This window comes from Pedobacter sp. JCM 36344, assembly GCF_046546555.1.
Lineage (GTDB): Bacteria > Bacteroidota > Bacteroidia > Sphingobacteriales > Sphingobacteriaceae > Pedobacter.
The window spans coordinates 1-447 of the sequence record NZ_JBKHKK010000059.1; the positions used below are offsets into that span (position 1 = coordinate 1).

Genomic DNA, 447 nt, shown 5'->3' on the forward strand with positions numbered 1-447 from the left:
GGGCGTACCGAGAAAATCCCTACTACCGGATTGTTAGAATTGAGCCGATGGTATCAATACCAATGGCGTTTCTGTAACGCAGCTAAAGGGAACGAAAAAGGACATGTAGAACGCAGTGTAGAATATTTACGCCGCAAAACCTTTGCTTTCAAAGATCATTTTGATAACCTTCAGCAGGCACAGGCTTATTTACAGTCACGACTAATCGAATTAAATGAAAGGACCTTAACCGGGCAGCAGCAAAGTCCATCTGCAGGACTGGAACTAGAACGTAGTGGTCTATATTCTTACCCAGGATGTATGGAAAGCTTTAGTGGAGAAAACCTTAAAGTGGACAAATACTCCACCATCTGCTTTGCAACCAACCGCTATTCTGTACCAGACCACTTAACAGGTCGAATGCTTTTTGCAAAGGTTTATTCCCAATGGATAAAAATATATGATGAT

1 protein-coding gene is annotated in these 447 nt (G+C 41.8%); it reads left to right on the plus strand.

Annotated features, from left to right (window positions below; all coding sequences use genetic code 11):
- Positions 1–447, plus strand: a 447-nt coding sequence (locus ACHFIZ_RS17965) for a Mu transposase domain-containing protein (RefSeq protein ID WP_410888355.1), incomplete at both ends; no start/stop codon positions are given.